This is a genomic window from Roseiconus lacunae, assembly GCF_008312935.1.
Lineage (GTDB): Bacteria > Planctomycetota > Planctomycetia > Pirellulales > Pirellulaceae > Stieleria > Stieleria lacunae.
Window position 1 is genome coordinate 82,628 of record NZ_VSZO01000008.1, and the last position, 22,351, is coordinate 104,978.

The 22,351-nt window shown below is 57.1% G+C and carries 17 protein-coding genes; 9 read left to right on the forward strand and 8 right to left on the reverse strand.

Going from position 1 to position 22,351, the window contains the following annotated elements; genetic code table 11:
- Positions 1-116: 116 nt before the first annotated feature.
- The 3 genes from FYC48_RS11900 to FYC48_RS11910 all read right to left on the reverse strand — a co-directional run bounded on the left by FYC48_RS11900 (position 117) and on the right by FYC48_RS11910 (position 1,899).
- Positions 117-929 (reverse strand): TatD family hydrolase, encoded by an 813-nt coding sequence (locus tag FYC48_RS11900; RefSeq protein WP_149496933.1) that lies wholly within the window; start codon positions 927-929, stop codon positions 117-119.
- Positions 930-1,000: 71 nt separating this feature from the next.
- Positions 1,001-1,276 (reverse strand): hypothetical protein, encoded by a 276-nt coding sequence (locus FYC48_RS11905; protein WP_149496934.1) that lies wholly within the window; start codon positions 1,274-1,276, stop codon positions 1,001-1,003.
- A 347-nt stretch (positions 1,277-1,623) separates the two neighbouring features.
- Positions 1,624-1,899, reverse strand: coding sequence for a DUF202 domain-containing protein (locus FYC48_RS11910; RefSeq protein WP_235034214.1), 276 nt, complete (start codon positions 1,897-1,899; stop codon positions 1,624-1,626).
- Between the two features lie 727 nt (positions 1,900-2,626).
- Here FYC48_RS11910 and FYC48_RS11915 point away from each other — a divergent pair.
- Together FYC48_RS11915 and FYC48_RS27755 are read left to right on the forward strand one after the other, a co-directional pair.
- Complete coding sequence (locus FYC48_RS11915; protein WP_149496935.1) at positions 2,627-5,626, forward strand: vitamin B12-dependent ribonucleotide reductase; 3,000 nt, start codon at positions 2,627-2,629, stop codon at positions 5,624-5,626.
- A 92-nt stretch (positions 5,627-5,718) separates the two neighbouring features.
- A complete protein-coding gene (locus tag FYC48_RS27755; protein WP_160149471.1) occupies positions 5,719-5,871 on the forward strand; it encodes a hypothetical protein in 153 nt (50 codons plus the stop codon).
- On the opposite strand, the gene FYC48_RS11920 is transcribed toward FYC48_RS27755, so the two are convergent.
- From FYC48_RS11920 to nusA, 5 genes are all read right to left on the reverse strand, one after another.
- Positions 5,868-6,614, reverse strand: a complete 747-nt coding sequence (locus FYC48_RS11920; protein ID WP_149496936.1) for a YebC/PmpR family DNA-binding transcriptional regulator — start codon at positions 6,612-6,614, stop codon at positions 5,868-5,870. The genes FYC48_RS27755 and FYC48_RS11920 overlap by 4 nt on opposite strands.
- A gap of 59 nt (positions 6,615-6,673) precedes the next feature.
- A complete protein-coding gene (locus tag FYC48_RS11925; protein ID WP_149496937.1) occupies positions 6,674-7,735 on the reverse strand; it encodes a hypothetical protein in 1,062 nt (353 codons plus the stop codon).
- 114 nt (positions 7,736-7,849) lie between these two features.
- Positions 7,850-8,299: a 30S ribosome-binding factor RbfA gene (gene rbfA / locus FYC48_RS11930; RefSeq protein WP_230776907.1), complete on the reverse strand. Its 450-nt coding sequence runs from the start codon at positions 8,297-8,299 to the stop codon at positions 7,850-7,852.
- A gap of 264 nt (positions 8,300-8,563) precedes the next feature.
- Positions 8,564-11,674: a translation initiation factor IF-2 gene (infB, locus tag FYC48_RS11935; protein WP_149496939.1), complete on the reverse strand. Its 3,111-nt coding sequence runs from the start codon at positions 11,672-11,674 to the stop codon at positions 8,564-8,566.
- Positions 11,675-12,239: 565 nt separating this feature from the next.
- Complete coding sequence (gene nusA / locus FYC48_RS11940) at positions 12,240-13,754, reverse strand: transcription termination factor NusA (protein WP_149496940.1); 1,515 nt, start codon at positions 13,752-13,754, stop codon at positions 12,240-12,242.
- A 1,250-nt stretch (positions 13,755-15,004) separates the two neighbouring features.
- On the opposite strand from nusA, the gene FYC48_RS11945 reads away from it, so the two are divergent.
- The 7 genes from FYC48_RS11945 to FYC48_RS11975 all read left to right on the forward strand — a co-directional run bounded on the left by FYC48_RS11945 (position 15,005) and on the right by FYC48_RS11975 (position 22,343).
- A complete protein-coding gene (locus FYC48_RS11945) occupies positions 15,005-15,433 on the forward strand; it encodes a type II secretion system protein (protein WP_149497089.1) in 429 nt (142 codons plus the stop codon).
- 86 nt (positions 15,434-15,519) lie between these two features.
- Positions 15,520-16,041, forward strand: coding sequence for a response regulator (locus FYC48_RS11950; RefSeq protein WP_149496941.1), 522 nt, complete (start codon positions 15,520-15,522; stop codon positions 16,039-16,041).
- The gene (locus FYC48_RS11955) at positions 16,034-17,566 is read left to right on the forward strand and encodes a PAS domain-containing sensor histidine kinase (RefSeq protein ID WP_149496942.1); all 1,533 of its coding nucleotides are present in this window, start codon (positions 16,034-16,036) and stop codon (positions 17,564-17,566) included. Before FYC48_RS11950 ends, FYC48_RS11955 begins: the two co-directional genes overlap by 8 nt.
- Before the next feature lie 41 nt (positions 17,567-17,607).
- Positions 17,608-17,940, forward strand: coding sequence for an STAS domain-containing protein (locus FYC48_RS11960; protein ID WP_160149472.1), 333 nt, complete (start codon positions 17,608-17,610; stop codon positions 17,938-17,940).
- Between the two features lie 6 nt (positions 17,941-17,946).
- Complete coding sequence (locus tag FYC48_RS11965) at positions 17,947-19,833, forward strand: GspE/PulE family protein (protein ID WP_149496944.1); 1,887 nt, start codon at positions 17,947-17,949, stop codon at positions 19,831-19,833.
- A gap of 246 nt (positions 19,834-20,079) precedes the next feature.
- Positions 20,080-21,093: a type II secretion system F family protein gene (locus tag FYC48_RS11970; protein WP_160149473.1), complete on the forward strand. Its 1,014-nt coding sequence runs from the start codon at positions 20,080-20,082 to the stop codon at positions 21,091-21,093.
- 173 nt (positions 21,094-21,266) lie between these two features.
- Positions 21,267-22,343: a hypothetical protein gene (locus FYC48_RS11975; RefSeq protein ID WP_149496946.1), complete on the forward strand. Its 1,077-nt coding sequence runs from the start codon at positions 21,267-21,269 to the stop codon at positions 22,341-22,343.
- Positions 22,344-22,351 lie beyond the last annotated feature (8 nt).

Genomic DNA, 22,351 nt, shown 5'->3' on the forward strand with positions numbered 1-22,351 from the left:
AAAAAAGACAGTCCACGATGCAGCGTGCTTGCCGTCCGCTTCTGTGTTTCCCATCACACAAAGTGGTTCCACAAGTCGTCGTCGCGGTCCGCGTATCGTTCGGGCGACTTGGTTATCTATTGCCGCGGCGAAAACTCAAAACGCTTACTCTTGGCAAAAAACTCCAGCGGATTGTCGTAAACGACTTTCTTGATCAATGACTCACTCAGTCCCCGCTGTCGCATCTCAAAAATCAGGTCCGGAACCGCCGTCGGTTTGCTCGGGCCCCAATCGCCGGCCGAATTGGCAAGCAGCCTTTCGCCACCGGTCATCTCGATCATATCGACGGCCCGTTGCGGCGTGCATTTAGTCACCGGATACAGCGTCATCCCGGCCCAGAAACCACGATCGAGCACCTCTTTGATTGTGTGCTCTTCGACATGGTCTACCAACACACGGTCAGGATCGACTCGGCTGTCATCACACAGCATGTCCAAAATCATCCGCGTGCCCTGGTACTTGTCTTCCAGGTGCGGCGTATGAATCAGAATCGACTGGTCGTATTTCACGGCCAAATCGACGTGTTCGACAAACACCGTCGCTTCGTTTTTGGTGTTCTTATTCAGCCCGATTTCGCCGATGCCCAATACGTTTGGACAATCCAAAAATTCCGGGATCATCGCGATCACATCACGCGACAAAGAAACATTTTCGGCTTCTTTGGCATTGATGCACAGCCACGTGAAATGCTGGATGCCGTACTGGGCCGCCCGCGCCGGTTCGGTTTCGGTGAGCTGTCGAAAGTAATCGCGAAATCCGTCGACACTGCCTCGGTCATAACCGGCCCAGAACGCCGGCTCGCTCATCGCCACACATCCCATCCGCGCCAGCGTCGCGTAATCGTCGGTGGTCCGGGAAACCATGTGAATGTGTGGATCGATATAGTCCATAGCCGCCAATCAAGCGTGTGTGGTCAGTCGGTGAAAAAGAGAATCGTCTCGCGGTACGAATGCGAACGGAATCAGGACGATGTCATACCAAAGGTCTCGCGCCAATCGGCTTGATACTCTCTGGAGTACAACATCTGCAGTCGCGCGGCGCGATCGCTGCCCTCGGACGCAACAATGTCGATGCCAGCTTGGAGTGCCGCACGCTTTTGCCGAGCCGCATCATCAAGGCCGTTTTCGCCCGCCGTTCGGTCAACGCGATCCAACACGGCCGCGATCTCCAAAAGCTTTGCGCGGACTTCCAAAAACTTGTCCGCCACGATCTCGTCGGCGGATGGTGAGGATGACATGGTGCTCTATCCCAGATCTGATTGGCAAGGCGGTTCTGAGACGACTCCGTATCGCCGGCTCCAGTACCGAACTTCATTATAACGACTGAAGCCCAGTTTCATGATCAGGGGTGATTATCGAATTCCCGAACACCGATCTCCACGAACGCTGCGATGGATCGGGTTCTGCAGGCAATTCGAATTTCCTCGATGAACCCGCCCTTCACTGTCGGGTATGCCGGAAATGCCGCGGCGGCACCGATAAAGCCCACCGAGGAGCCCTCGGCGCCCCCTCCCCGTTGGCAGTTCCGAAGACGGCCGCGCCGGCTCGTCGTTGATTCAAGCCCGCATGAAAAATACGGCAGGCCCTACGAAGACTCGGGTTCGGATGGGCAATTGACCTGTCCGTTAAGTTTGTGGCGCAACCGCAGATAGCGATAGGTGCCGATCACCATCACCACGGCCCCTAAGGCGATCAACAGCCACCCCAAGCGAATCAGATCCGGAGTCACCTCCAAAAGCTTGACCAGCGAAACGCCGGTTCCCGCCAACATGATCGCCGTCCGTAGGTAAGCGAGGATCGTGCGCTCGTTGGCAAGTTGCGTTCGGATCAATGCAAGGTTTGGAACGGGATTTGTACCCATCTAGAATTCGCCAGCTAAAACGACAGGAAATTGCGAACGACCACCGTGCCGCTGCCCCACCATTGTGCAACCTCACGCTCGAATCGTCAGCAACCCCGGCAAAACGAGACGGCTGAACGACCGCCTCAAAACATCCCGTTTACCCCAGACCACCTATCCATCCACTAGCAATTAGGTCAGGAAAAAGTTTTCCAAGCTGACATCTTTCCCACAAGACGCCGTGCGGAGGCCCGAAAACTTCACTAACCCTTCACAAGAGAATGACTTACGTCAATTCCCGGTCCTAAACGGCGCCCGTTCCACTTTTGCAATCAAAACCCTAAGTCTTTTCTATGACGAGACTTAAGAGCGGCCAAAGATTTAGTTTGACATGCCGGATGCAATGCCTAAGATTCCCCGCGTCGCCCACATATAGTGGCAATCAGCTAAAACATCCCTACCGGTAGTGACATCATTTCTGGTAATCATGGTTGTAGCGGTTGACCAACTAGGAAGGTTCGCGAGTCGGGAAGGATCCCCCCCTGAGGGTTCTTTGTCGATTTCACAACGACATTCTACGTGGGCAGACGCGGCAAATTGTCTTGTTGTTTCCCCTCATTTTTAGGACGGACCAGCCCGACGTTTCGGTGGCTTTTGGACTCCGCGGCTTTTCTTTTGTGCGCCCCAAGACCATCGCTTCGTTCGCAGTGGCTGTTCCCACGGACGACTCACGGAGTTTGATCAAACAATGGCTACTGTTCTTCCCGAAAGTTCACGTGCGGCGAATGGGGGCGATGCGGCCCTGGAAAAGGTCAACAACCAACACGGCGTTCAGTACGCCAGCGAGGTCTTTGATACGACCTTGCGTGGTGACCGACCTGGATTGAAAGTCGAGCCGACGTTCTGTCCGGCCGATGGCAAGACACCCTTCGAGACCACTGAATGGGAGATCCGGAGCGCGGCAATCAAGGACGAAACCGGCAAGGCGTTGTTTGAGCAAAACAACTGCGAAGTGCCATCATCCTGGTCACAGCTTGCGACCAATGTTGTTGTCAGCAAGTATTTTTACGGCGACCCCAAGAACACCGAGGAACGCGAGCGTTCGGTTCGTCAGTTGATCCACCGTGTGACCCGCACGATCGCCGACTGGGGCCTGGCCGACGGCTACTTTGACACTCCCGAAGACGGAGAGAATTTCTATCGCGACCTGACCTGGTTGTGCCTGCACCAACACGGAGCGTTCAACAGCCCTGTTTGGTTCAACGTCGGCCTATTTCACCAATACGGTGTCGAAGGCGCGAAATGCAATTGGGCGTGGAATCGCACCGAAGGCGAAACGTTCCAACCGGATAACCCGTACGAATTTCCTCAGGGTAGCGCATGTTTCATCCAGGCCGTGGATGACAACATGGAAGACATCATGCGATTGGCGTGCGCCGAAGCGATGTTGTTCAAATTTGGTTCCGGCACCGGCACCGACCTTTCCACAATCCGTTCGAGCAAGGAAAAACTCTCCGGCGGCGGAACCCCATCGGGCCCGTTGTCATTCATGCGAGTTTATGATTCGATCGCCGGTGTGGTTAAAAGCGGTGGCAAGACTCGTCGCGCCGCGAAGATGCAGTCGCTGAAAATTTGGCACCCCGATATTTTGGAATTCATCGAGAGCAAGTGGTCGGAAGAAAAGAAGGCACACGCGTTAATCCGTGAAGGGTACGATTCGAACTTCAACGGCGAAGCGTACAGCAGCGTTTGTTTCCAGAATGCGAACTTGTCCGTTCGCGTTACTGACGAGTACATGGAATCGGTTCGCGACGGCAAACGTTGGCAAACGCAGTGGGTGACCGACAAGGCAGCAGGTGACGCACCGTCGTATGACGCCAAAGAATTGCTGAATAAAATGTCCGAGTGTGCTTGGCACTGCGGCGACCCGGGCGTGCAATACGATACGACAATCAACAAATGGCATACCTGCCCCAATAGCGGCGACATCAATGCGTCGAACCCGTGTTCGGAATACATGTTCCTGGATAACACGGCGTGCAACCTCGCTTCGATCAACTTGATGAAGTTTGCCAAACGCGACGGCTCGTTTGACGTTCAAAGATTCCGCGCCGCCGCCCGCTTGTTCTTCATCGCCCAAGAAATTTTGGTCGATCATGCGAGTTATCCGACCGAGCCGATCGCCCGGAACAGCCATCGTTTCCGTCCACTGGGACTGGGCTACAGTAACCTCGGTTCGTTGGTGATGTCACGCGGCTTGGCGTACGATTCGAATGCCGCACGTGGTTTGTGTGGATCGTTGACCGCTCTGATGCACGGCGAGGCCAATCGCACCAGTGCCGAGATGGCGGGCGTCGTCGGACCGTTTGAAGATTATCCGCAGAACGAAAAGCCGATGCTGAACGTGATGCGTATGCACCGCGAGGCGGCCAATGAAATCGCCGACGAAGGACCGGCGGACTTGAAAGAAGCCGCCCAAAAGCTTTGGGACGACGTCCTCGAAATCGGTGAACGCTACGGTTTCCGCAATGCCCAAGCGACGGTGCTCGCACCGACCGGAACGATCAGTTTCATGATGGACTGTGACACGACGGGAATCGAACCAGACATTGCGTTGGTCAAGTACAAGCAGCTCGCCGGCGGCGGGATGCTAAAGATCGTTAACCAGACGGTCGCACCGGCTTTGCAAAACTTGGGTTATACCCCCGAGCAAATCGAAGTCATCCTGGCCTATGTCGATGTCAACGATACGATCGAAGGTGCCCCCGAACTGAAAGCAGAACACCTTCCAGTGTTCGACTGTGCGTTCACCCCGGCCAACGGTATTCGCAGCATTTCGTGGCGTGCCCACATCACGATGATGGCCGCCGCCCAACCGTTCCTTTCCGGGGCGATTAGCAAGACCGTTAATATGCCGAACGATACGACCCCGTCGGACATCGCCGACGCGTATTACTGGGGTTGGGAATTGGGACTAAAAGCGATCGCGATTTACCGCGATGGTAGCAAGCAATCGCAACCGCTGAACACCAAATCTGACGAAGGCGGTGCGGCGAAAACCGAGACCAAGGTTGTCACCAAGACGGTCGAAAAGATTGTCTACAAACCGCGCCGTGAACGCCTCCCGGATACGCGAACGAGCATCACGCACAAGTTCACGATCGCCGGTCACGAAGGTTATCTTTGCGTCGGACAGTATCCGGACGGCCGCCCGGGTGAAGTGTTTATCACAATGGCCAAAGAAGGCTCGACGGTCGGCGGTATCATGGACAGCTTTGGAACCGCACTGTCGATCGCCTTGCAATACGGTGTTCCGTTGGAAGTTTTGGTAAATAAGTTCAGCCACACCCGGTTTGAACCAATGGGCCATACCAGCAACAAGGACATCCGCATCGCCAAGAGCGTCGTCGACTACATCGCACGTTGGTTGGGCCTAACGTTCATGAGCAACGACGAAAGCCTTTCGGCAAACGTACACGTTCCGGCCGCCGATCCGGTCAATTCCGGCAACGGTGCCGAAGTGACCACGGTGGAAACATCGATCGCATCGAACGAACGTGCCAGCCTGCTCGCAAGCCTTAACGGCAACGGCAGTAACGGATCGTCCAAAAAAGAGGATAACCGTCAGGACCAATTTGCTCGATTCCAAATCGATGCCCCCAGTTGCGATAACTGCGGCAGTATCACGGTTCGCAATGGCAACTGCTATCTGTGCCATAACTGCGGTGCCAGCATGGGCTGCAGTTAATCCACTCATGGAGAAGCGGTAACGCGCCACCCGCCGGCTCTTGGCCGGCAAGGCGCCCCGCCGATCCCTGAACGGAAACGTCCCAGCCGCCCGTGAGCACCGAAAGCCTCGGCGGCTTCCGCTACGACGTGCTCAATCACCGGCGGCCCAACGATCAGCCGCTTGGCGTTCGCCAAGGTTTTCTTGCCGAATGCCTCGGCGGCTTCCGCTACGGCGTGATCAAACCGCTGGGCGCGCCGACCTAATCTTCGGTGAGTAGGTCGTCGGTGATATTCAGATTCGTGCTGACGTTTTGAACGTCATCGTGATCGTCGAGTTGCTCAAGCAAGCGCATTGCCTTCTTGCCAGTTTCGGCATCGACTTCGACGGTGGTCTGCGGGATCAACGTGACCTCTTTCAATTCCGGGACGATCTCCGCGGCCTCAAACGCTTCGGCCAATGTTTGGTAATCATCCGGCTGGCTGGTCACTTGCAACTTACCGTCGTCGGTCGCTTCGACGTCTTCGCCGCCATTTTCCAATGCGATCTCTGTGACTTGTTCTTCGTCTACCGATTCGGCGTCGAAAACAAACAGTCCCTTGCGATCGAACAAGTAGGACACACAACCGGTCTTGCCCAGCTCACCGCCTAACTTAGAAAACAGCGAACGCAACTCCGGAGCCGTCCGATTGCGATTATCGGTCAGGCTTTCACACATGATGGCCACACCACCGGGGCCATAGCCTTCGTAGACCACCTCTTCGACTCGGCCGCCATCCAATTCTCCGGTGCCACGTTTGATGGCCCGTTCGATATTGTCCTTGGGCATACTGACGGCTTTGGCATCGTCGATCGCTTTCCGCAACTTGAAGTTCGACGAGGGATCGCCGCCGCCCGATTGGGCGGCAATGATGATGCCCTTACTAAGCTTGCTCCACAACTTACCTCGGGCCGCATCCACACGTCCTTTGCGGTGCTGGATGTTCGCCCACTTGGAATGGCCTGCCATGATTGAACCAAAGAGAAGGAAGTGAAATGTTGGCGACGGGGTTTACGTCGCTGAATCGATCAGCGTGGTTTCCGTTTAGATAGCTTTCGGCTGGACGCCTTCTTGGTCGATTTCTTAGCGGCTTTTTTCTTGGTCGTTTTAGAATCCGCGGCGTCATCCTCGGACGACTTTTCAGAGGTCGGCTTTTTCTTGGTTGCCTTTTTAGCGGTCGCTTTCTTGGTGGACTTCTTCGCGTCCGCGTCGGACTCGGCTACCGCGTCAGCCTCGGGTTTCTTTTTCGTAGCTGACTTGGCCGACGCATCCTTCTTTGACTTGGCACTACCGCCGGCAGACTTCGTTTTGGTGTCATCGCTCGACGAGTCATCATCAGCGGCGTCTTCGGCATCTTTTTCTTGCTTACGCCGGCGTTTGACCCTACGAATGGCCGCTTTCTTGCTGGCTTCCCATTCGTCGTACCGATCCGAAGCTCCCTTGTCGACGGCATCAAGCAGAGACCGAGCTTGCTTGTCCTTGGGGTCCATCATCAATGCAACGCCGGCTTCGTGAAGCAGCGCCGAAAACTCGACCGCCTTACTTTTCGGGACCGCCCGCTCCAACCCCGGAACCTTGCCGGCAGAAGCTTCGGACTGACTGGCGATGCCGGTGGCAAGCATGATCACCATGGCCGCGTAGTCGATCGGAATCGAGTGACCGCCAAGACCATGTTGAACGGTGTAGCTAAGAATGAAAGGGGTGACCGCCGACATCGCCTCGAACTTCGCGACCGCTTTGCCGAGGTTTTCTTTTTTCAGGTGGTCGAGATCAAACGCATAGAATTCTTCAAACACCGCCTGCAAGACGTCTTTAAGTCGACGCGCGGTCTTGGACGGTTCCGGCATCCCGGAAAGCACTTGAGTCAGTTCGGTGACCGTTGTCACACGAACTTCATTCCAATCGAAAAACTCTTGTTCGCACTTGGCTAACCCTTCGTCCGCCAGTTCGTACGGGGCGTCCTGCAGCAAGGCCGCGTACAGGATGTGCTCCAACAACGGCCGCGACGGCTGGGAGGGCGGCGTGGAATAGCGTTTTTTAAGCTCAGTATGCAGCTTCGAAATCAGTTTCGCGCGGTTGCTTGCGGCCATTGTTTTCGGTGGGAGCGGGAATGTTAGATCTGGCGTTAAAAGAGTCGCCGCAATCTGGTCGTGGTGTAAGTCTTGATGTGGGTTGCCGGTCGCGATCGGTCAGTTCAGTTCAGCTCAATCCTTTGATAACGGATCATCTTGGGCTGTGTTGGCATCGGGGCCTTCTGCGTTGCCGGCCGGCGAATCGTCGCCGATCTCGGAGTCGTCGGCGGTCGCAGGGTTGTCGGCCTCTTCGCGTTCACGGCGAATCTTATAAAGTAGATCGCCGACCACCATCGCGTTTTCCATCCCGCGATTAAGTTCGAACTGCAACCGTGGCGTAAATCGAGTATCAATCCGCCGTGCAACTTTAGATTGCAAAAAGCCGGCAGAGTTCTGAAGTCCGCGAAGTGAGAGTTGCTTTTGGGCTTCGTCGCCCATCACGCTGACCGAGACCGTCGCCTCGCGCATATCGGGGGAGACTTCGACACCGATCACGGTGACGTCCTTGACCCGGGGGTCACGCAATTCGGTCAGGATCGCCGAGGCAACGACTTCACGAATCGCCTCAGCAGCTTTTAGCATTCGACGACTGGTCACAATCAGCCTAGCAGAAAGATGGAATACGGGGTGGAGATGGAGATTGGCAGAGAGGGGACGGCACTGACGTAGAGGCTGTGAACTTAAGACTTAGCGTCTTCACATCGTCACCCCGAGCGTTGCAAAAGGCGCGTCCTGGGACGCAACTTTCGCGGGGCGAACGGGCGACTTTAATCAGTTCAAAGCCTAGGAGCAAACGCCGTGACCGACTCGATCACGACGAACGCGTTCGTTAACCATCCCTGGCATTTAGTCGAGCTTTCGCGCGACCTCTTCGATTCGATAGGCTTCCAGTACGTCATCTTGTTTGATGTCGTTGAAGCCTTGCAGACGAATACCGCACTCCATTCCACGCGGTACTTCTTTCACGTCTTCTTTGATCCGACGAAGCGAATCGAGTCCGTAATCTCCGATCAAGCGGCTATCGCGGAAGACCCGAATGCGACAACCACGATGAATCGAACCGGCGGTGACATAGCAACCGGCAACGGTACCGACACGGCTGATCGAGAAGACTTGCTTGACGACCGCTTGTCCAAGATCGACCACTCGCTCTTCGGGCTTCAAGCGACCTTCGATCATCGCCTTGATGTCATCGGTCAACTTGTAGATCACTTCGTAGCGACGAATTTCGACCTTGCGTTCATCGGCAAGCGATCGAGCCTGATCATCCGGAATCACGTTGAAACCGAGGACGACTGCGTCAGAAGCGTCGGCCAAGGTCACGTCGGCAAGCGTGATACCGCCGACGCTACGCTGCAACACTTTGATCTCGACTTCGGGATGCTCGAACTTTGTCAATTCTTTGTCGATCGCCTCGAGTGATCCCTTCACATCGGCTCGGATAATGACGTTCAGCTTGACCTTCTCTTCGGACTGACCCAAACGCCCATCCTGAAGCATCGACTGGAAGTTCTCGAAGGAAACCTTGGTCGTCGAACCGGATAGCGACTGGCGACTGCTAACGTCGGCACGCTGCCCGGCGATCTCCCGTGCATCGGCGATGTCTTCGAGTACATGGAAACGGTCCCCCGCACCGGGAGGCGACTCCAATCCCATCACGCTGATCGGCGTGCTCGGACCGGCCTCTTCGATCGATTCACCGGTCAAGGTGTCGTTCATCGCACGGACGCGCCCATAAGTCGGCCCGCAAACGATCACATCACCGACTCGCATGGTTCCGTTCTGCACGACCATCTTGGCGACGACCCCACGGTCACCTTGCTGTTCTGCTTCCAAGCAGACACCGAGGGCGGCTCGATCAGGATTCGCGGTGTATTCGTTCAATTCCGCGACGGTCAGCAGAACCTCGAGCAACTCATCCATCCCGTCGCCGGTAATGGCACTGGTCCGAACAACTTCGACGTCACCGCCCCATTCACTCGGGGTCAGCTCATGCTCGGTCAGCTGAGTCAACACACGGTTTTGATCAACGCCTTCTAAGTCAACCTTGTTAAGTGCGACGACGATGGGAACACCGGCCGCCTTTGCGTGGCTGATCGCTTCTTCGGTTTGCGGCATGATCCCGTCATCGGCGGCGACGACCAAGACCGCGATGTCGGTGACATTAGCACCCCGAGCACGCATTTCGGTAAACGCTTCGTGACCCGGAGTGTCAACAAACGTGACACTGCGATCATCCTTGTCCACCGTGTAGGCTCGGATGTGTTGGGTAATCCCGCCGGCTTCGCCACTGACGACATTGATGCCAATCAAGTAATCCAGCAGGCTTGTTTTCCCGTGATCGACGTGTCCAAGGAACGTCACAATTGGCGGACGTGCGATCAACGAGTCGGGACTATCAACCTGATCTTCGATCTCGGTGATCAATTCGTCTTCGAGTGTTTCCGATTCCTTCAGCTGCAGTTCAAGATCCAATTCCGCGGCGATTATTTCCGCCGTTTCGAACTCTAACTCAGCATTGATGTTAGCCATGATCCCCATCGTCATCATCGACTTGAGGACCTTAGCCACGGGAACACTGGCAGCTTCGGAGAAGCTACGCACCGTACATGGCAGTTCGATCTGAACAGGCTCTTTCCGAGGCGCCGCGGTATTTGTACCACGGTGCTGAAGTGTCCGACGCTGGTGACGCCCATCTTCACGGGAGTAGCTACGCGACAGGTCTCCGCGTCCGCGACCACGACGTTGGCCACGATCGGCACGGGCACGGGCCATTCCGGCCAACCCTTTCTTTCGTTGGCCTTCATCTTCTTCGCTTCCGCCACGGCCACGCTTGCCTTTGTCGGTGAACCCGGACAAGCCCCCGCGTTTGGAACCAGCACCGGCAGCAGCGGCACCGCCACGCTTCGTGTCAGCCGATTCGGCCGCCAACTTATCGAGCGGAGCTTTGACACCTTGCTTGTGTCCGGCGATCAGATCGGGACTCAGCTTAATATCCGGCTTTTGGGCCTTGACCTTATCTTGCGACTTAGGCGCGACTTCCTTCGGGGCATCCGGTAGCGAAGCCAGATTGATTGCGATCCGCGGCTCGCGTCGCTTCCCCTTGCTATCGCCGTTGCCCTTGGGCTGCTCACCCGTTCCGCCTACCGATCGGCGTTGATCCAACGATCGAACACGGCCTCCGCCTCCGATGCTACCACCACGAACCGCCAACGGCGGCCGCGACCGTTCCGCTTGCATCGTTGGCTTGACAGGGGCCGCAGGCTTCTTGGGCGAATCCGCCGGCTTGCTCTGGGCGGCGGGCGTTTCTGGACGCTCGACCTTCGGTGGCGAAGGAGCTGTTTGCGGCTTCTTCGTATCGGCTGCCGGGGGCGATGGTTGCTTCGGCGTCGCCGGCTTATTTGCGGCCGAGGGGCTCGATTTCGACATCCGCCCGGCCAGACCACCGCGATTACGGCTTCCGGCTGGCAAACGCACGTCGGGCGTCTGCGCCGGTGCGGCGGGTGCTTCCGGTTCACTCGCCTGTTCGACCGGCGGGAGCGGAGCGGGGGCCCGCAACTTTGGTTCGGGGCGTGACTTCGGCTCCGAGCTTTCCGTTTTCGGCTGCTCAGCCGCAGGCACTTCGGCGGACTGGTCCTTCGCCGGCTCCGGGGCTTTGCCGCCACCTGACGAACCTCGTCCACCAGAATCAAGCTTCAGCGGACGCCGCTCGGCCCGAACCGATTGGCGGACGGCGACGGGAGCTCGTTGCGGTTCGTTTGCCGCTGCGGGAGCGGCTGCAGGCTTGGAGGGCGCCGAAGCTCCACTAAGATGCTCGCGCACGCGTTTGACTTCGTCATCGGTCAGGCTGGCCAATGCCGAGCCCTTTCCGGTGATTCCAACCTTCTTAACGAGATCAACCAGATCTTTACTATCGAGATTTAATTCTTTTGCGAGCGCGTAAATGCGTGCTGCCACGGGGTGAAAATCCTGTCAAAATTGAGTGGAACCGACCGCCTCTCTAATTTCGCCTGGCGATTGCGTGTTCCGAGTATTCTTTAAGTCACATAAAACTCTCCTCCATCGGCCTGCATCGCGACGCCGACTGCGGTGCCCCGCAAGTGATGTTCGCTTCCCAAGTCCCGATCGATGGATCAGTCCCGGATGATGGCCCGGAAGGTTTGTCGTCTTTGATTAAGTAGTCGAGCCACGCCGATTGCGATCGCCGTGGCCCGCCAGATTCGCAAAGGATAGCGAAAAACAGCGTTCGGCAAGAGGTCCGACCTAGGGGCAAAACCGGATTTCAACTGACTTTTTCAAGTTCCCCGCCCCCGATCGCCCGCTCTTTCTGTCAAATTGACGCAGTCGAACGTGAACCGGGCCAGGGACCAGCCAGTCGAGGGGCAGGCAAACGCGAAAGAGATAGGTGTGTAACCACACCGACGCTATCGTTCGATCCACCGGCCGCGACCGAATCGCCTCGGACATCTGGCAATTGCCAAATCCCCGACGCGCAGATCGCAGGCGTTGCCCGTGGAATTCACTAACTCTCTTGTTGAGGCTTTGCTGCCACCTCATCCTCCACTTCTTCTTCCGACGCAGCCGTCGCCTCGACGCTCGCAGCCACTTCTTGATCGGCTCCAACCGCGTCAGACTCGGCAACGTCATCCTCGGCTGCCTGAACAGCCTCGTCTACCTCTTGCTCATCCGCCACCCGTTCGCCCGCGTCCGGGTCTGCACCCGCTACAACAGCCTCGCCGTCTTCCAACTTGGCTTCCTGCAGTGCCGCATCGACCTGGGCATCGACGGCGGGCTCACCGGAAGTCACCACATCATCGCTTGACTGCACGTCCGCTTGATTGGCGACTCGCTCACGTTCTTTACGGGCCTGCCGCTCTGCATTCGCGGCGGCTTCCGCTTCTTCTGCCTTCTCCTCGGCCATGTCAACAATGCGATCCACCTGCTCTTCGGTCAGACCACTCATTTCCATGAATTGATCAGGTTCAATCACGGACAGATCGTCATAAGACAAATAACCCTGCTCGACCAGCGACTGAGAAATCTCCGCCGTCATCCCGTCAAGCTGACTGAAGGCCGCGACGGCCCGTTCAATCTGCTCTTCCAATTCCGACGCGGTCATGATCTCGATATCCCAGCCGCATAGCTTGCTGGCCAACCGAACATTTTGCCCGCGACGACCGATCGCAAGCGAAAGCTGGTCCTCTTGGACCAACACGATCGCCCGGCCAATCATATCGCACAACAACACCTGCTCGACCTCGGCCGGCTGCAGGGCGTTGGGGATCAAAACTTCGGGATCGTCGCTGTAACGCACGACGTCGATGTGCTCACCGGCCAGCTCCTCACGAACCGCCTTGATTCGGCTTCCTCGATATCCGACACAAACGGCGATCGGATCCACCTGCGAATCCCCACTACTGACGGCAACTTTACTTCGGTAACCAGGCTCACGGCTGATTGAGTTGATCGCGATCACACCTTCGCTGAGCTCAGGGATCTCCTGTTCAAACAAACGTTGAACGAGTTGTGGACGTGTGCGGCTAAGGACGACCCGGACGCGGTTCCCGGCCGACTTGACTTCGAACACGACCGCCCTTACACGCTCACTGGCGTGAAGCGTCTCGTGGGGAATCTGCTCGCTACGAGGCAAAATCGCTTCGACGTTCCCGAGGTTGACCGTAGCGACACCGCCGTCAGCCCGGCCGATAATGCCGGCGACCATGTCACCGATCTGGTCGCGATACTCGCTCATCAACGAGTCGCGTTCGGCTTCACGTACCTTTTGGATGATCACTTGCTTAGCTGTCTGGGCACCGATCCGCCCGATCTGGTCGTCCCCTAGGGCCTCTCCGTCCAAGACCGCGTTGATGCGTCCGTTTTCGCGATCAAGACGCACCACGATGTCGGCATCCTCGCCGTACTGTCGTTTGGCAGCCGTTTGCAGGGCAGCTTCGATGGCAGCGAACACAAGTTCTGTGTCAATGTTCTTCTCGCGATGCAGCGAGTCGACGTAACGCAGGATGTCTTGCGGATTCATAGTATTTTTGACGTTCTTGACAGACGAATGACGAGATGAGCGGAATACAAAATGGGGTCACTGCAACGCTCGTCCGCCCTTCACTGGGCAATCCGACTCGCTGGGCCGTCGCTTCGATCGCGCATCCAGCGCCAAGCGAATCGTGGTCGCGAAATCGGGTCCTCTTATGACAAAAAAGAAACCCGGACCTTGTGGCAGGACCGGGCATCTGCGTGTACCAGTGCTGTGAGAGTTCAACTTACTGATCTGGTCATGAAGTGTCAACCAAGAACGCCCTCGCAAACGCGTCCTCAACGGCCCTCGATGGGCCACCAAAACCCAGCGGCTTTGGCACAATTGCTATTCCGGGTATGACAGATCAGCCGACAAACACGTGCCGCAGACCTGGCGCACAAAAGGAAGGCATGCCAGGAAGCGAAACCCGAAAACAACGGGGACGACTGCTCCCAATTACCGGTGCTGGCACTGCTCCCAATTACCGGTGCTGGCTACGACAAACTACGCCCCGTTGAGACGTAAGGCAATGCAGGCCATCAAGACGGCAAAAATGATGATCCAAAGGGGACGCTGACGATCGTTCACGGTGGCAGATTCCGGCAGTAAGTTGACGCTGTGCGGGATGGCCGTTGCGTGGGGTAGACGCAGTCGGGCAAAACGACGCGACTGCCCCATCCAACCCAAGACAGCCACACTTGAATTTTTGGTTAACGCAAAATCAATGCCAACAAGCAACGAAGCGATCGTTGCATGCACCAGCCCGTGCCGGCGACCGCGAAAGAAGATGCCTATCCGTTCTCGTCGTCACACCGGCCGAACGCGCCCGTGCTGAGACTTTGTCACCGCCCCAGCGACCTGCGACGCGGCCTGCCAGCAATCCTCGGTCAATTTCCTGGGTGCATGTCCCAGTGGCATTCCACTTGGCTTTCTTTTTCAAATTCATTTGCCGGAGTTTGATCGCGTTCGATTGACAGCCCCGCCGCGATGCATGGAGGCAACGATCCGCGTTTCCGAAACTCACCGGTTGTCGCCTGAACGCCATGCTAAACGGTTTGCAACGATTGTCATGGTCGCAAACCGTCACAGCCCGCTGCAGAGTGGGCGAAAAAACTTGATTTCTGCCGAGAACGACCTGCGACATCTGTTTCCGTCCTAGCTTTTGATGAATGAAAACCCGCCGTACCCACGGCGTTCGGCTTCCCACCGGGCTCGAAGCCGTCCCTCCACAATCAATGCGTTAGGGCTTTAGATTGATGAATCGGAAAAAGAGAAACGCGTTCACTCTGATCGAAATGGTGATCGTGATTTTGATCTTAGGCGTGATCGCCGCCGTCGCGGCACCGCGAATGTTTACGACCGCCGAACAGGCAGAGATTAACACCACGCGTCAGCAACTCGCGGTGATGCGAAACGCAATCGAGATGTATCGCGCCCAAACCGGCAGCTACCCTGGCGATGGCGAGTTGGCCACGGCAATGGAAGAGATGCTCAACGGCCCCTTCCCCGCCCCGTCGATCGGTTCGGTCGATGGATTGTCGGGGGTTTACTACGACACCACATCGACAGCCGAGCCCGTTGTCCCCGCACCGGACTCGACTAACGGATGGGCCTATAAGCCGCACAACGGCAGCTTGAGACTGAACCTTGATCCGAACGGATCGGAAGTCGGGCACGATTGGTAGGACGGCTTCCGAGAGACATTCCTCTCACCGCCGTTTCCTATCACGGCGTTTTTGATTCGGTTCTAACACTTGATCACGTCGATCTCATGTCATCTGCCACCGCTTCCCCCACAGTCCTGATTATCGAAGACGACCCGGTGTTCCGCCGCGTGCTTCATTTCACAGTCGCAAAGACGGGCCTTGCGGTCGAAGCGGTATCTGATGGTGAAACGGGCTTTCAGCGTCTGCTTACCGGAGACATCAGCTTTCTTGTCACCGATTTTCAAGTGCCCCGCCTGGAAGGCATCGAGCTACTCCGAGCGATCCAAACGATCCCGGAGATCACCGACGTTCCAGCAGTATTGTGCACCGCAAAAGGTTTCGAACTCGATAGCGAGCAACTTCGCAAAGAATTCGGTCTGATCGCCGTGATGCACAAACCGTTCAGCCCTCGTGGGCTGAGCGAATTGATCGTCCAGACGCTACGACAACGCGGGGTGAACATTGCGACGCCTGCGACGATCGCCGGCATGACGGCGGTGTCGCCGCCCTCAAGAATCTCGCCCAGCAATTTGGGGGCACCGCCCCTGCAGCGTTCGCCGTCGACGATAGGCAGCTTTCATGACTGAGCTCGCCGGTGACACAATCGTCTCCCCGTCCGTGGCGTTTGAATCCGATTCAGCGACCGAACGCATCGTGGAAATCGCGTCCCCGACGAAAAGGTCTCGCCGACAACCGTTGATCACGACACGGATCGGCATTCTGTTTTTCGTCGTTTCGTGCTGCGCACTTGCCGGCTCGATCGCCTCGGCTTCGTTCCCCAACGATCGGGCCTTTGTTTCGATGGTTTGGATCGGCACCGTGGCCGCGTGCGCCCTATGCGGATTGTTCTCGATTCGTTCGGTCCGTACCTTGCGAACGATCGAATCAGAACTCCGACAGTCGCTCGGCGCTCCCGCAAGATGGAAAACCGTTCGCCCACTGATCGGTGCCGATCCGATCACCGAAGCCTGGAACGAATTACTTCAAGAAGCCGCCTCGGCAACCGACGCCGACGATTCTCGATCCATGGCAACGCTCGATCAAGAAGCGGTCACATTAGCCCGTGCGATGCGTGGCTTGCCGACCGCTTGGGTGATCACCGATTTGGATGGCCGGATGCGATTCATTAGCCCACCTGCATGTGGTCTGTTCGGTCTCGCCGACCGAGCCAACCATGGCGGGCGAGACTTGCTGGACCTACTCAGCTTGCGGACCGGAACCGACACCGAGATTGCCAAACGCAATCGCTTGCTGAGCAACGTTCGAATGATCCACGAGCGGCACCAAGTTGAAATCGGCGGCGAGCGTGTTCATTTGCGAATTTCCCGCAGCCGGCTTGATGGACGCGTCGGAGACGGCGAAGGCATGGCATGGATTCTTAGTGATGTGACCCAGCAAGCGTTGGCCACGCAGTCCCGTGATCAGTTCTTGATGACCGCCACGCATGAACTACGTACGCCGCTGAACAACTTGCAGGCCTACGCCGAAGCGCTCGCGGCGGAAGAACAGCTGGAAGTCGAACGGCAAAAGGAATTCTGCAATGTCATCGTCTCCGAATCGCATCGACTCGGACGACTGGTCGATCAACTGCTGACCGTCGGTCAAATGGAAGCCGGGTCGATGGTCGCCAACCGTCACGAGTTGGAAATCCTTCCGATGGTCGAATATGCGACCGACCAAATGCGAGCCCAAGCGGAACAAAAACAACAACGGCTATCGACGGAACTGCCCCCAAAACTTCCGACCGTTTTTGGCGACCGAGACAAACTTCAAGCGGCCTTGGTCAATTTGGTCGGTAACGCCGTCAAGTACACCCCCGATCACGGTGAAATCATCGTCCGCTGCGGCATCCACGAAGGCTGCGTTCGCATCGACGTTCAAGACAACGGACCGGGCATTGATCCGGACGAACAAGAAAAGGTCTTTGAAAAGTTCTATCGCGGAACCAACATCGCCAACAGTCAAATGCGTGGCAACGGCCTAGGGCTGGCGTTCACCCGCGAAGTCGTCCGCATGCACGGCGGCGAAGTCGAATTGAAGAGTCAACCCGATCATGGCGTGACGTTCACGATGCGATTGCCGATCGGCGGTCAATCGCGAAGCGGAATTTGAAACCACCTTTGATGGCGCTTCCCAATACCGAGGACACATCAATGCAACGAATTGAAAAGCACGGCACGGTTCACGTGATCGTCAACGAAGGTCCGATCCGCATGGAGACGTCTGTCTCGATCGAAGAACTCTTTGAGCGATCGATGATCGGCCACACCCCCGCGGTCGTCGTTGACCTTTCCGGCGTACCACTGATCGATGGGTCGGGTCTGGAATGGTTGGTCGAACTGAGTGAGCGCAGTTGTCACAGGGGCGGCTGTGTTCGACTGTGTGGCGTCAGCGAACTGTGTGCCGACGTGCTGCGTGTCACCGGCGTGGGTTCGAAAATTGAATCGTTCCCCGACCTCACTTCGGCCCTTGGCAGTTTCGCGTAACCCACGATGTTCCTGAACCACTCCCCCACTCGCCGAAACGACGCTGGCGTAATCGCTGATCAAATTTCGCCAACTTCAGGCGACACACCCCAGCGGTCGCCGGAATCGCGGATCGTTCATCCACGCCAAGGCTGGACGCCGGTCAAGCAGATTCGGCCGCTCGGACAGCGGCTGATCGAAGCTGGCTTGCTGCGTGAAGACCAGCTCGAAACGGCGCTCGCGCATCAACAAAGTGAAGAAGAACGCCTGCGGGCGATCGCGGCCCAAGACGCTGGCGGAAACCTCAGCCAATTGCAACGCAAACGGTTCAAGCGACTCGGCGAAGTCGTCGCCGAGTTAGGCCTGGTAGACGAAGCTGACCTGCTACCGGTGATGGGCGAACAGCTCGGCGTCGAAGGCGTCAAACTTCGCGAGGGCTTGATCGATCCGGCCGCCGTTCAGTTGATTCCTCGCGAAGACGCCGAACGTTATCGTGTCTTACCGCTCATGCGGATTCACGATGAACTAACCGTGGCGATGGCCGACCCACAAGACCTTTCGGCGATCGACGCATTGACCGACCTGAGCGGTTGTCGCATCCGCCCGGTTCTCACCCTCGCCAGCGGCATCGAACGGCTACTCCCACGGTGCTACGAAGCCGATTTTTCCGTCGATTCGGTGACCGCTGACCTGGACGTCGAGCAGCTTGAGCTTGAGTCCGAAGCGATCGACTTGGATCTCCATGGCGCACAGCAACTTGCCGAAGGCAGTCCGGTCATCAACCTCGTCAACTACGCCATCATCCAAGCCGTCCGGCAAGGAGCCAGTGACATCCACGTCGAAGCAGGGCAAAAGTTCACGTCGATTCGCTTTCGCATCGACGGAGCCCTGCGTGAAGTCATGAAGCCGCGCAAAGAAATGCACGCGGCGATCGTCTCGCGAATCAAAGTCATGGCTCGGCTTGACATCGCCGAACACCGACACCCACAAGACGGACGACTGCACGTTCGGATCAGCCGCCGCGATGTCGACTTGCGAGTCAGCACGCTCCCAACCGTCCTTGGCGAAAAAGTTGTGATGCGAGTCCTGGATCGCGGCCGTGTTACGTTTGACCTAAATCGACTTGGCATCCCACAGGATTCGCTGGCTTGCCTCCGTCGCATGCTCGGCCGGCCGCACGGACTGGTGCTGGTGACCGGACCGACCGGTAGCGGCAAAACCACGACGCTCTATAGCGCGATGGAACTGATCAAAGGGATCGAGCGAAACGTGATCACGGTCGAAGACCCGGTGGAGTACCAACTCGAATTGATCAACCAAGTGCAGGTCGCTAACGATTCCGGAATCACGTTTGCGAAGGCCTTGCGCAGTATCCTCAGACAAGACCCCGACGTGATCATGGTCGGCGAGATCCGCGATCGAGAAACCGCCGAAACCGCAATCCAGGCCGCCTTGACCGGTCACTTGGTCCTCAGCACCCTGCACACCAATGACAGTGCGACCGCGATCACACGTCTCGTCGATATGGGGGTCGAGCATTTCAAGATCGCGGCCAGCTTGGTCGGCGTCGTTGCTCAGCGTTTGATGAGAAACCTTTGTCCCAGTTGCCGCGAAAGCTACTACGCGTCGACGGCCTTACTCGAACAACTGCACTACGAAGGCGACCTACGCCACGGCTTTGCACGCAGCCGTGGCTGTGCGGATTGTTTCGAATCGGGTTACCGCGGTCGAACCGGCGTGTACGAATTGTTTGAAATCACACCTGCGATCCGCACGTTGATCAACGACGGCGCGGACTTGGAATCGCTACGTTCGATCCGAACGGGCCCGACGCTGATCAGCGAAGGCTTGCGTTTAGCCGAACAACATCTCACTAGCCTAGAGGAGGTCGGACGCGTGGCACTGGTGGACTAAAAACAGCGAACACCAACCGCGTCATGCCACCGAACCTCGATCGTGGCGAACGCGGGATCATGCCCCGTTTTACTCATGAAAGCTTTCTCACAGCCTCACCTCGACACTTCAGTTAGGCCCGTGACCGGACGGTTGCAGTCGACACCAATAAACCGAGCCAGGGTTCCGCATGACTCAATCAATCTTACGGTCCCTCGGGCAAACCGTTCGATTCACTTGACGCGTGTTTCGCCCTCCGCTGTCTTGATGTCGCTGAACCAGTTGGCGGTGATGACGCAAAACGGAATCGAAATCGCCGAAGCGCTCGAACATGTCGCTCAGCACTGTAAAGACGAACGGTTAGCGACTTCGCTGAACGCGATTCATGATTCGGTGCACAGTGGCAACACATTTTCGGCAGCCCTAGCGATGCACGGCGTTTACTTTCCGCGATCGCTTCCGGCCGTCATCGCGGCGGCCGAGTCGACTGGCGACGTCCCCCGCGCCCTCGCCGGTATCTGCACTCGCCTGCGTGGCGAATTGGAGATCCGCACCAGTATTTGGGGCGCAATGATCTATCCCATCATCCTAATACTCGCGGCAACCGTCGTCATCACCGCACTGGTGCTCGGCGTGCTTCCACAGTTTGACAAAGTGTTTTCGTCCTTAGGAAAACCCGTTCCGCCGTCGACCCAGTTCTTGCTAAGCGTCGGTCGCTGGGGACAGGCCTATTGGCCGTTCATTTTTGTCGGTGCCGCGGCGCTGTTCGTCGGCACGATCGTCTTCCGACAACATGACCTGGTCCGCCGTTCGTTCGGGCATCTTTTACTTTACACGCCGTTCGTCAAAGAAGCGTATCGCCCTTTGATTGCCGGCCGAGTATTCCGCACGATCGCCGCGATGGTCGGCGGCGGCGTCCCGTTGCTGCAAGCCGTCCGGCTCACCCGCAACACAGTGTCGATCCCCGCTTGGCGATCACTACTTTCTGCGATGGAAGCGAACTTGATCGATGGGCTCAATGCCAGCGAAGCGATGCAGCGTGCCGATTTCCTGCCCGTCGAAGCGGCCCAGATGATGGCGACCGGAGAACGCACCGGACGCGTCGCCGAAGTCCTCGAAGACATTGGTCACTATTACGAAACCGAAGGCGGCCGAAAAACGAAGCGACTGGTCATTGCGATGGAACCCACCATCATCCTGGCCATGGGGATCGTTGTCGCCGGCGTCGTGATGAGCGTGATGCTTCCGCTGCTGGAGGTGTCAACCGTGCAGAATTATTAGTTGAAAGAACCGGGGCGAACGCCCAACGGCTTATCAATCACAACGGCATCAGCCGCATGGCGTTAGCCACGGTTGCATGACGGTTAGCGATAAACGATTCACAGCAGAGTGCCGAAAGCCTCGGCGGCTTCCGCGACGTCCCCATTTTCAAACCTTCAAACTCTCCCGATTCGATGCTATTCGGCTCCGCTAATTCGACTCACCTCGCTGCGACGTCCAGCCGGTTCGCTGGCCTAAGTCTCGGCCGAACGCGTCGCTCGGTTGCCTATGTCGGTGTGGACCTGAGCGAAACGTACGCCAAGATCGCTTGCCTTCGCGAAAACCGAAACGGAGGTTTCGATTGGACTCAACAATACCGATGGAAACTTCCGGCGATGGCATCGAATGAACCATCCACCACGTGGCTTGACGATGTCTTGAAATCCCTGGCCGATCGACTCCCACGCCCCATCGATGGCGATGTTAATCTCGCGACAGTCGCACTCCCGATGTCATGGACCCAATACCAAACCGCACTCGGACATGAATTGGATCAAGTCCATCGGCGTAGCGACGCGATCTTTCGACACTCCGTGTTTGCGAGTGATTCGGCCGTCTGCCATTGGCCGGTAACGGGAGCGCACTTGCGTCTTCCAGACGCGAACAGTCAGTACGTCACTGCGGCGACCGCACAACGCGCCTCCTGCCAAATTGCCGCGGTAATCACTTCGCTCGGATATCAAGTTCGCTCCGTATTGCCGCATGCGGTCGCCCTGACTCACGCATCTTTTCAGCTCACCGGTATCGATGCCCAGTGTGTGCTTTGGCTGGATCGATCCTCGGCATTGATCGCCGTTCGGCATCGGAGTGGAGTCGGACTCGCTCGATCACTCCCCTCGCTTCCGACTCATCTGGATACGCCGGATGTCGCGGTTCGTTTGGATGCGTACGCACTTCGCCCCTACCTCTCAGACATCGCGGGCGAATATCACCGAACGGCCGACTATGTGGCTCGATCGGAAAACGCTTCTCGTTCGCAGAAACCGATTTTGATTGCCGGTTCGCTTGCCGGTATCGATGGTGTCGACGAAGTTCTCGCAACCCTTTGCAACGTTCCTATCGCGACTTGGACCTTTCGCTCGGGATCAAGGCCGACGCCGCCGTCAAATTCGGCGCGTGTTCAGGACCTTCAGTTAGACAGTGATTTCGCATCCGCGTTGTCGCTCGCGTATTCGACGACCCGAACATCCAAACGGGGCTACGGCAAATGACAACGACG

Bases quoted from the DNA above. Each gene is read 5' to 3' on its own strand.
- FYC48_RS11955 (WP_149496942.1), top strand. From the start codon at position 16,034: ATGACTGAGCTCGCCGGTGACACAATCGTCTCCCCGTCCGTGGCGTTT.
- FYC48_RS11960 (WP_160149472.1), top strand. From the start codon at position 17,608: ATGCAACGAATTGAAAAGCACGGCACGGTTCACGTGATCGTCAACGAA.
- FYC48_RS11970 (WP_160149473.1), top strand. From the start codon at position 20,080: ATGTCGCTGAACCAGTTGGCGGTGATGACGCAAAACGGAATCGAAATC.
- rbfA (WP_230776907.1), bottom strand. From the start codon at position 8,299: ATGCTAAAAGCTGCTGAGGCGATTCGTGAAGTCGTTGCCTCGGCGATC.
- FYC48_RS11975 (WP_149496946.1), top strand. From the start codon at position 21,267: ATGCTATTCGGCTCCGCTAATTCGACTCACCTCGCTGCGACGTCCAGC.
- FYC48_RS11910 (WP_235034214.1), bottom strand. From the start codon at position 1,899: ATGGGTACAAATCCCGTTCCAAACCTTGCATTGATCCGAACGCAACTT.
- FYC48_RS11915 (WP_149496935.1), top strand. From the start codon at position 2,627: ATGGCTACTGTTCTTCCCGAAAGTTCACGTGCGGCGAATGGGGGCGAT.
- FYC48_RS11920 (WP_149496936.1), bottom strand. From the start codon at position 6,614: ATGGCAGGCCATTCCAAGTGGGCGAACATCCAGCACCGCAAAGGACGT.
- FYC48_RS11925 (WP_149496937.1), bottom strand. From the start codon at position 7,735: ATGGCCGCAAGCAACCGCGCGAAACTGATTTCGAAGCTGCATACTGAG.
- FYC48_RS11905 (WP_149496934.1), bottom strand. From the start codon at position 1,276: ATGTCATCCTCACCATCCGCCGACGAGATCGTGGCGGACAAGTTTTTG.
- FYC48_RS11950 (WP_149496941.1), top strand. From the start codon at position 15,520: ATGTCATCTGCCACCGCTTCCCCCACAGTCCTGATTATCGAAGACGAC.
- nusA (WP_149496940.1), bottom strand. From the start codon at position 13,754: ATGAATCCGCAAGACATCCTGCGTTACGTCGACTCGCTGCATCGCGAG.
- FYC48_RS11900 (WP_149496933.1), bottom strand. From the start codon at position 929: ATGGACTATATCGATCCACACATTCACATGGTTTCCCGGACCACCGAC.
- FYC48_RS11945 (WP_149497089.1), top strand. From the start codon at position 15,005: ATGAATCGGAAAAAGAGAAACGCGTTCACTCTGATCGAAATGGTGATC.
- FYC48_RS11965 (WP_149496944.1), top strand. From the start codon at position 17,947: ATGTTCCTGAACCACTCCCCCACTCGCCGAAACGACGCTGGCGTAATC.